Source organism: Shewanella sp. Isolate7, from assembly GCF_022398425.1.
GTDB lineage: Bacteria > Pseudomonadota > Gammaproteobacteria > Enterobacterales > Shewanellaceae > Shewanella.
The window spans coordinates 1-7,285 of sequence record NZ_JAKEVJ010000125.1; the positions used below are offsets into that span (position 1 = coordinate 1).

The 7,285-nt window shown below is 48.9% G+C and carries 4 protein-coding genes and 1 pseudogene; 4 read left to right on the forward strand and 1 reads right to left on the reverse strand.

Features of this window, described 5'->3' with window-relative positions; translation table 11 throughout:
- From L1D47_RS19885 to L1D47_RS19895, 3 genes and pseudogenes are all read left to right on the forward strand, one after another.
- A pseudogene (locus tag L1D47_RS19885) lies at positions 1-421 on the forward strand (IS5-like element ISVch9 family transposase); the annotation flags it as partial.
- A gap of 393 nt (positions 422-814) precedes the next feature.
- Positions 815-1,381 (forward strand): GNAT family N-acetyltransferase, encoded by a 567-nt coding sequence (locus tag L1D47_RS19890; RefSeq protein ID WP_239886528.1) that lies wholly within the window; start codon positions 815-817, stop codon positions 1,379-1,381.
- Between the two features lie 193 nt (positions 1,382-1,574).
- Positions 1,575-2,495, forward strand: a complete 921-nt coding sequence (locus L1D47_RS19895) for a manganese-dependent inorganic pyrophosphatase (RefSeq protein WP_011865773.1) — start codon at positions 1,575-1,577, stop codon at positions 2,493-2,495.
- Between the two features lie 118 nt (positions 2,496-2,613).
- Here L1D47_RS19895 and L1D47_RS19900 read toward each other — a convergent pair whose 3' ends face one another.
- Positions 2,614-5,016, reverse strand: a complete 2,403-nt coding sequence (locus L1D47_RS19900) for an ATP-binding protein (RefSeq protein ID WP_239886529.1) — start codon at positions 5,014-5,016, stop codon at positions 2,614-2,616.
- 888 nt (positions 5,017-5,904) lie between these two features.
- On the opposite strand from L1D47_RS19900, the gene L1D47_RS19905 reads away from it, so the two are divergent.
- Positions 5,905-6,762, forward strand: coding sequence for a diguanylate cyclase (locus tag L1D47_RS19905; RefSeq protein WP_239886530.1), 858 nt, complete (start codon positions 5,905-5,907; stop codon positions 6,760-6,762).
- The last annotated feature ends 523 nt before the right edge of the window (positions 6,763-7,285 follow it).

The window sequence follows — 7,285 nt, forward strand, 5'->3', positions numbered from 1 at the left end:
TGGCCTCACCCATACGCTGGTGACAACCGCCGCCAATGAACATGACTTGAACCAGTTGAAAAATCTGTTGCATGGCGACGAGGAATTCATCTCTGGTGATGCTGGTTATCAAGGCGCGGAAAAACGCGAAGAGCTGAAAGATACTAATGTGGAATGGCTGATAGCAGAGCGTCCCGGCAAAGTTCGGGCGCTGAAGAAGCATCCCCGCAAGAATAAAACCGCTATCAACATCGAGTATTTAAAAGCCAGYATTCGGGCGAAGGTAGAACACCCGTTCCGGATCATCAAATGTCAGTTCGGCTTTATCAAAGCACGCTATAAAGGGCTGACGAAAAATGACTCACAGTTAGCCATGCTATTCACCTTGGCGAACCTGTTTAAAGTAGATCAGATGTTACGACGACAGCCAAGATCTGTCTGAAATCCGGGAACAGCCTGGAATTAGGTCGAAATTCGGCGTAAAACGGCAGTATGTTGGCCAAAATTGAACACTTAGCGTTCAAAAATCAGGCGGGCCGCTCATAACCTCGCTCGATACCTAAATTGCAGGACTTGTTCGCAGTTTCCTTAGTTGACCACTACACAGATCTAGTCTGAACTAATACATATAAATAACTCCCCCGGCGCATGGACGCGCCACTATTCACCTAACTCTCGTTACACATACGTCTTTACACATCGGCCTTTAAACATCTGTCTTCACTCATCTTTCTTCCCGTTCGCTGTCGAATGTATAGCTTGCTGAGGTTTATCTAAAGTGGCTATCATAGCCAGCTGACTGAAGTTGAGCGCACTAATAATAACAGGGAGTCCCATGCAAATTGAAAACAGCGAGCGTTTACGCTTTGAGGTGGTCACCAAAGAAGATGCACAGCTTCTATTCGATCTAAACCAAGACCCAGAGGTGATGCGCTATATCAATGGCGGTAAGCCTTCGACCATGGCAGAAATTGAAGACTATTTTATTCCTCGCATCGAAGGCTTTACCAACCTTGACACCGGCTGGGGGCTTTGGAAGGTCACGACTCTCGCCAGCGAAACAAGCCTTAGCGATAGTTTTATCGGTTGGATCTTAGTGCGGCCGATGGATTTCTATACCGATACGCCAAAACTTGAGGATCTCGAGGTGGGTTGGCGCTTTACCCAGGCCAGTTGGGGTAAGGGCTACGCCACAGAAGCGGCTAAGACCGTTTGCCAGGCCTTGGTAAAACACTCTCTGTCTAATGGCAACCCTGTTACGCATTTCAGCGCCATCGCCGACCCGGCCAATAAAGGCTCGATCAACATAATGACCAAGCTTGGCATGCAGTATATTAAAAACGATAGCGTAGATACCCCTGACGGTGAGGTCGAGGTGGTGTTATACAGCATGCCCGTATAGGTGCGCATGACTAAGAGATATTCGGCGAGGATGGAGTGTTTTCTTATTTGGCGCCATCTGGCCTATATTTAGGCTGCTCAATTATCTTGAACCCTGGCATTAGACTAGCGTCTAACCAATTAAAGGCAGGGGAGTAATGTAAATTGATTTTCCTTTTGATAAAATGCCGCAAAATTTACTGTGAGAGTTAACTATGCCAATGTACGTTGTGGGTCATAAGATCCCAGATTCAGATTCAATTTGTGGTGCGATTGCACTGGCTTACCTGAAGAACCAAATCGGCGAAGAGGCCATTGCCGCTCGCCTGGGTGAGCCATCACCAGAAACCGCCTTTATCCTGGAACGCTTTGGTTTTGAAGCCCCGCTGTATAAAGAGCACTACGCCGGTGAGCAGGTTTATATCGTAGACCACTCTGAGCTGACTCAGGCGCCTGACGATATCGCCGAGGCGACCATTGTCGGTATCGTCGATCACCATAAGCTGGGCGACCTGACGACTTCTACACCACTTGAGTGTTGGATCCGCCCTGTGGGTTGTAGTAACACAGTGATCAAGATGATGTATGACTTCTACAACGTCGAGATCCCAAAAAACATCGCCGGCATCATGATGTGTGCCATCCTAAGCGATACCGTGATCTTCAAGTCACCAACCTGCACCACGGCCGATATCAAGTGTGTCGAAGCACTGGCAGAAATCGCGGGTATCGAAGACTACAAGGCCTTAGGCATGGAAATGTTTAAGGTTAAGTCGGCTGTAGAAGGCACGCCGGTTCGCGATCTTGTGATGCGCGACTTTAAAGACTTCAACATGAACGGCAACCTGGTTGGTATTGGCCAACTAGAAGTGATCGACCTGTCTGTTTTTGATCAGGTTAAGGCTGAACTCGAAGCCGATATCGCGGCGCTTAAGGCCGAAGGCAATCGCCACAGCGTACTGCTGCTACTCACCGACATCATGAAAGAAGGCTCTGAGATGTTGGTCGTATCCGATGATGCCGATCTCACCGAGCGCGCCTATGGTAAGGCGACCGAGAACGGTCGTGTCTGGCTCGACGGCGTCCTTAGCCGTAAGAAGCAGGTGGTTCCGCCACTGCAAGAAGCCTTTGCCTAATTGCGGTAATCGCACAGATAAAAAAGCCGGTCTCGTACCGGCTTTTTTATTGGTTAATGATTTGGATTCTAATCCTTTAGTCTTTAATCGTTAAACCTTAAACCTTAAACCTTAAACCCTAAACCTTAGCCTTTTCAGTGCGCTTAACGTGATCTCTTAGCTTCTGCAATCTGACATCGGCCAGGGCATAGAGGCTGTCTTTCGGGTAGTCTTCGAACTCAAAGTCGCGTTCACCGGCCGGGATGCCAGTTAAGATCTCAACCGCTTCATTGACGTGATCGATCGCCCAGATGGCAAACTCTCCTTTTTTAACGGCTTCGACGATATCACTTCTTAACATGAGGTTTTGCACATTGATGCGAGGAATGATCACCCCTTGACCCTGATGGCGTCCCTTTATCTTACAGACATCGAAAAAGCCTTCGATCTTCTCGTTTACTCCCCCTATGGGCTGCGCCTGACCAAACTGGTTCATCGAACCTGTGATGGCAACATCCTGACGCAGTGGTACCTTGGCAAAGGCGGATACGATAGCGCACAGCTCGGCCATAGAGGCACTATCACCGTCGACGCCCGAATAGTTTTGCTCAAAGGTGAGGTGAGTCGTAAGCGGGATCTTATCCGTCTGACCGAAGATAGTCGCAAGATAAGCGGTCAAGATCATCACGCCTTTGGAGTGAATCTGACCGCCGAGTTCTACCTTGCGCTCGATATCAAATACGGCGCCTTCACCGAGGGAAACGCTGGCGGTGATACGACTCGGGGCGCCAAATTGATGATCCGATGTCGCCACCACAGACAAAGCGTTGATCTGACCCACCACGCTGTCTTGCGTATCGATAAGGGTTGTGCCGTTGATAAAGCTTTGCATCACATGGTCGCGCAGACGACAGACCCTGAGCTCATGATTATGCAGCGCCTGCTCCACATGGCCGGCGCGTATCATGTTCGACTTACTGGTGCGGGCCACATAGTTAGATTCGCGCAGCAAGTTGGCGATATCTGCCGAATGTAGCGACAACTTGTTTTGGGCGTCGGCCTGGCGCGCACTGAACTCTATGATGCGTTTTATCGCACCGCGATCGCAGTGCAGCATCTTGTTGCCCACGACAATACTGGAGATGAACTTAGCGTACTGCACCTCGGAGGCATCTGTGCGCGGCATCTCATCCTCAAAATCGGCAGTTACCCTAAATAGCTCTTTAAATTCAGGGTCATAGTGCTGCAACAACTGGTAGGTCTGGTAATCACCAAAAAGAATAATCTTCACATCTAACGGGATAGCTTCAGGATCCAGGGAGATGGTGCCCGACAGCGTCACCTCGCGCTCGAGGGAGCTCAGGCTGAGTTTTCGTGAGCGAAGCGCGCGCTTTAGACCGTCCCACACATAGGGCTGTTCCAATACCTTGATGGCGTCGATCATCAACACACCGCCATTGGCTTTATGCAGGCTACCAGGGCGGATCAGGGAGAAATCGGAAAAGATGGTGCCCTTATAGGTCGCGTTTTCGATATAGCCGAAGATGTTGTGATAGTTAGGGCTCTCCTCAATCACAATCGGCATGGGGATATCGCCATGATTAACCAGCACATTGACCTGGTAGCGCCGTGGCATCTTCTTGGCCAATGAGGCGTAGGAGAGGGCGATCTGCTCTTCATTTTGCTCGAGGAAGATATCCAGATTATCTAAGATATCTTTGTGCATCTCATTAAGGTGGGCCTTTACCTCGGGATATTGAGCATAACTCTCCTTCAAAGGTTCAAGCAGATGCACTAACACTTCCTGCGCTACCTGCTCGTCATGCTTCTGCTGTTTATCCGAGTAGCTCTCTTCCCAGGCGGTGAACTTACGCACCACCTCACGCAGCTTAGACTCTAATGAACCGATGTTTTTCTCGAGTTTGGCCTGTTCCTTCGCGCTGAGCTCGGCAAAGCTCGACTCGGTGTGAGGCTCCTCGCCATTCATGGCGACCAGTTCGTAGCTGCCCTGAGGGTTGATAGACAGGCTGATCTGCTTGGCGGCGGCCTCTTTGGTGATCTGACCCAGTGCCGACTCCTGCTTGTCGGCCAACTGCGCCTTTAGCTTTTCGGCCCTTGAATAGTAGAGCTCGTTGTCAAAGGCTAAGGGTAGGGCTTTGACTAGGCGTTTCATCAAATTTTCGATGTCAGCCTTGAAGGCCTGGGCCTGACCTCTAGGTAGCTTGAGCACCTTAGGGGTTCGGGCATCGTCAAAGTTGACCACATAGCACCAGTCGAACAGCTGGTGATGACCGTTAGGGTCATACCTGTCCAGGTAACGCATCACCATAGTGCGCTTACCTAGACCATTTCGGCCGATTGCGTAGATGTTATAGCCCTTGTCTTTCATCGACATGGCAAACTCTACTGCCTGTTGGGCCCGTTCCTGGCCTACGATCTCATTTAGCGGCGTCAGCTGTTTGGTCGATTTAATGCTGGGATCGAGTAGGGCAAGTGTAGAAGAACGATAAAGCTTGTCACTGGCAAGAGGAGAAATTGACATAGGCGAGTGCCCTCATATGACAAATATTAAGCCCAGTGTAGGCCGCTCATTTTTCAATTTACAATCATTTTTTATGTTGAAAGAGGCATTTAGGCGTATCAAGCGGGTCGTTCGCTCATTATCTGTACAAATAGTGACAGCCTGGTGCAAAACCTCGTCATGAGGATGATTTTGACAATTTATGAGCACAACACCTATTTAATTTAAATTCCGCAACGCCAAGCTAACTTGTTAAGGAAGGTGCGAATAAGTCCCGTGCTTGCTCTGCGTGTGCTTAAAGTGGATAGATGCAAGGCACAGTTTGCAGCGAATGGCCCTAGTCCTTCGCAAGAACTGTAACGCAGCAAATACCGCTGTAAGCCTCGCCCTGCGGGGCTTTGATAGCAACACCATTTCGGCGTTATTCAACTTCAGCAGGCCTCGGCATGCCCTCAGTTGAATGCCTTGAACTGTCGCTGCTATCAAAGCCAGAGCTGTGCGANCGTGCTTGCTCTGCGTGTGCTTAAAGTGGATAGATGCAAGGCACAGTTTGCAGCGAATGGCCCTAGTCCTTCGCAAGAACTGTAACGCAGCAAATACCGCTGTAAGCCTCGCCCTGCGGGGCTTTGATAGCAACACCATTTCGGCGTTATTCAACTTCAGCAGGCCTCGGCATGCCCTCAGTTGAATGCCTTGAACTGTCGCTGCTATCAAAGCCAGAGCTGTGCGACGACTTGTTCGCACCTTCCTTAATATAGCACTCGTAGTTAACACAACTATACTCTTGTTAGGTACAGGGAATGGCAGTTTAAATAAGAAGAGACCCTTGATATGCCGTATGACGCGTCCAATTTACATCCTGATCTGCTCCAGTGCCTCGCTAGCGACAGTTATCTGTTGCAGCTGACATTGGATTCCCTACCTGTGCCTATCTTCTATAAAGATAAGGATGGTGTATATCTGGGCTGTAACAAGGCGTTCGAGTCTTTCATCAAGCTTACCCGGGATGAGCTAATTGGTAAGAGCGTGTACGAGCTTTTCGACGATGAGCTCGCCGAAGTCTATCAAAGGGCCGATCAGGCGCTTTTCGATAATCCCGGTGTGCAGATCTATGAAAAACAGATAAAAACCCTCGAAGGTGACTCGGTTTTTGTCCGTTTTCATAAGACAAGTTTTAATGATAATCGAGGCGAAGTGGCCGGCCTGATCGGTGTGATTTTCGATATCACTGAGCAAAAGGCATTGGAAGAACAGCTTACACATCACGCCATCTATGACGATCTGACCCAGTTTTATAACCGGCGCGAAGGCATCGCCATAGGCGAGCGCTTGCATCTTGCCTGTAATCAACAACAGGGCGAACTTGACGTCATTCTTATCGACGTCGATTATTTCAAGTTGATCAATGATAACTATGGTCACATGGCCGGCGACGATGCACTGCGCCATATCGCCGCGACATTAAAGCAACAACAAGTTCCCGAGGATATATTGATGCGCTGGGGCGGTGAAGAGTTTGTCGTACTGGTTAATCGACCCTTTGGTGCAGACAAGGATTTTGAGATCTACCTTAAAGACACAGCACAAGCCTATTGCGATGTGATTAGCAAGAATCGTTTTCAGATAGACGATGACTCACTGCAGATCACTTTTAGTTGTGGACTCAGTGCATTCGAGCCCAATAAGAGTCTTACTCAAATGCTGCACGATGCCGATACTGCGCTATACAGAGCCAAAGATGCAGGGCGAGATAATGTGAGCTGGTGACTTATATAGCTCGCAAATTATATTTAACTATTCTGGGTTAAATCTGGTTGCGTGAGTGAGTGAGTGCGCCAAACTCAAGCACGACAAGGCTTCAAGCATTTCATGAAGTAGAAATAATGTCATGAAGTAGGCTTTTACTTCATCCGAAGCCGAATTAAAGAAAAAAAACAATTAGGTAGTTCATGAACCTCAATTTTCTGTTTCCATGCCCGTTCTTAGACATCTGTTGGTTCGGCATAACACAACAAACACCAAAACTAGGCCGTAACTCGAAAGTGTCGAGTAGACGACACTTGTTACCAAGTGCCGCCCCTCTAAGAACCGTACGTGCAACTTTCACTGCATACGGCTCAAGCCTCCACTAAGGCATCATTGATACCCAGCAACTTATAACGCAGTCGGGACAGGCTCTTTCCAAGAGTTACGAGCTAGCCTTTTAGATTTTCTCTTCACCAAATATTCTTGGTATTGAGGGTCAAAAGGGGTCGCTGCATTCTTGATTTTTACGTGTCGCTCGATGGGC